The organism is Cupriavidus basilensis (assembly GCF_029335485.1).
In the GTDB taxonomy this organism is placed as follows: Bacteria; Pseudomonadota; Gammaproteobacteria; order Burkholderiales; family Burkholderiaceae; genus Cupriavidus; species Cupriavidus basilensis_E.
On sequence record NZ_JARJLM010000344.1, the window covers coordinates 1 to 2,012 of the forward strand.

Here is a 2,012-nt window from a genome sequence, read left to right on the forward strand (position 1 = left end):
CTGGCCCGGCGGGAAACCGGCCGACTGTGCATGGGCCGTGGCCCCGCCTGCTGCTACATTGGCCGGATCCGAAAGCGCCAGTGCGTACAGGGAAGGTCAAATGAAAACGATCGGACTGATCGGCGGCATGAGCTGGGAATCCTCGGCCGAGTACTACCGCCTGATCAACCAGGACATGAAAGCGCGGCTTGGCGGGCACCGCAACGCGCGCAGCGTGATGGTCACGGTGAGCTTCGAGCAGGTCAAGGCGCTGCAGCACGCGCAGCGCTGGGACGAACTCGGCGAATGCATGCAGCAGGCCGCCTTGCAGGTACAGGCGGCTGGGGCGGATTTCGTGCTGCTCTGTACCAACACCATGCACCGGGTGGCGCCCGCGCTGGAAGCGGCGCTCGACATTCCCTTCCTTCACATCGTCGATCCCACCGCGCAGGCGTTGCGGGACGCCGGCATCGCGCGCGTGGGCCTGCTCGGCACGGCCTTCACCATGGAGCAGGCGTTCTATCGCGGCCGTATGCAGGACATGCACGGCATCGAGGTGGTGGTGCCCGACGCCGCGGACCGCGCGCTGGTGCACCGGATCATCTACGACGAACTCTGCCACGGCATCGTGCGCGACGGATCGCGCGATGCCTACCGGCGCATTATCGGCGGCATGCAGGCGCAGGGCGTGGGCGGCGTGATCCTCGGCTGCACCGAGATCGCGCTGCTGATCGGGCAGGACGACGTGGCGCTGCCGGTGTTCGATACGACTGCGCTGCATGCGCGCGCGGCGGTGAGCCGCGCGCTGGAGGGGGTGGTGGTTGGGGGCTAGCTCAGGCGCTGCCGATACAACCTGTAGTTCTCGTCGTCGAAGCAGACGAAGCTCACCTGCTCGATGCCGGGTGCCTTGGCCAACGCCTTGCGCACTGCATTGATGGCGATATCGACGGCGCGCTCGCGTGGAAAGCCGTAGATGCCGGTGCTGATATTGGGAAAGGCGAGGGTGCGCAGCTTGTGCTGCGCGGCCAGCGCCACGCTCGCCTCATAGGCACTGGCAAGCAGGGCGTCTTCGTTGTGGTTGCCGCCTTCCCACACGGGGCCGACCGCATGGATGACATAGGGCGCGGGCAGCAGGCCGCCGGTGGTGATCACCGCCTGTCCGGTGGGGCATCCGCCCTTGGTTTCGCGGATGCCGCGGCAGGCGGCCATGATGGCGGGACCGCCGGCGCCATGGATGGCGCCATCGACACCGCCGCCACCGAGCAGGCCGCTATTGGCAGCATTGACGATGGCGTCGACTTCCATGCGGGTAATGTCTCCGTGCAAGACCTGCAGGTGTTCCCCTGTCATGACCTCTTCTCCGTGCTGGTTGGATAAAGCTGGATCGCCCCGGCTGTTCCGCGCACCTGTGCTGCCGGCCCGCCGCGGCACTTACATGGATTCCGCCAGCATACGCCGATAATCCTCGGCGCTGGCCTCTTTTGGGTTGGTCTTGTGGCAGTGGTCCACCAGCGCACCGGCGATCACCTTGTCGAACATGGCTTCGGTGACGCCCATCTGCCGCAGGCCGGTGGGCAGCCCGAGGCGCGCGGTCATGTCGTGCACGGCCTGGGCCAGGTCGGCATCCTTCGGCAAGCCCATGGCGTGGCGCAGGCGGGCGTAGCGGTTGTCGCGCACCACGCTGGGCGCATCGGCGTTGAAGCGAAGTACAGCCGGCATCACCACCGCGTTCAGGGTGCCGTGGTGCAGGCCGGTCTTGCCGTCGATCTTGAGGCCGCCGAGCGGGTGCGACAGCGAGTGCACGCAGCCCAGCCCCTTCTGGAAGGCCATGGCGCCCTGCATGGAGGCGCTCATCATGTTCAGCCGCGCCTCGCGGTCCTGGCCGTCGCGCGTGGCGCGTTCGATATGAGCCCAGCCGCGCTCCAGCCCGTCCAGCGCGATGCCGTCGGCGGGCGGGTTGAAGGCGGGTGCGAGGAAGGTCTCGACGCAATGCGCGATCGCGTCCATGCCGGTGGCGGCGGTCAGGCCGGCGG

General features: G+C 67.8%; 2 protein-coding genes and 1 pseudogene. 1 reads left to right on the top strand and 2 read right to left on the bottom strand.

The features are described 5' to 3' along the window. Positions 1 to 100: 100 nt before the first annotated feature. Complete coding sequence (locus P3W85_RS20155; RefSeq protein ID WP_276266106.1) at positions 101 to 811, top strand: aspartate/glutamate racemase family protein; 711 nt, start codon at positions 101 to 103, stop codon at positions 809 to 811. On the opposite strand, the gene P3W85_RS20160 is transcribed toward P3W85_RS20155, so the two are convergent. Next, positions 808 to 1,329, bottom strand: coding sequence for an O-acetyl-ADP-ribose deacetylase (locus tag P3W85_RS20160; RefSeq protein WP_276266107.1), 522 nt, complete (start codon positions 1,327 to 1,329; stop codon positions 808 to 810). The genes P3W85_RS20155 and P3W85_RS20160 overlap by 4 nt on opposite strands. Positions 1,330 to 1,410: 81 nt before the next feature. After that, positions 1,411 to 2,012, bottom strand: a pseudogene (locus tag P3W85_RS20165) (iron-containing alcohol dehydrogenase); the annotation flags it as partial.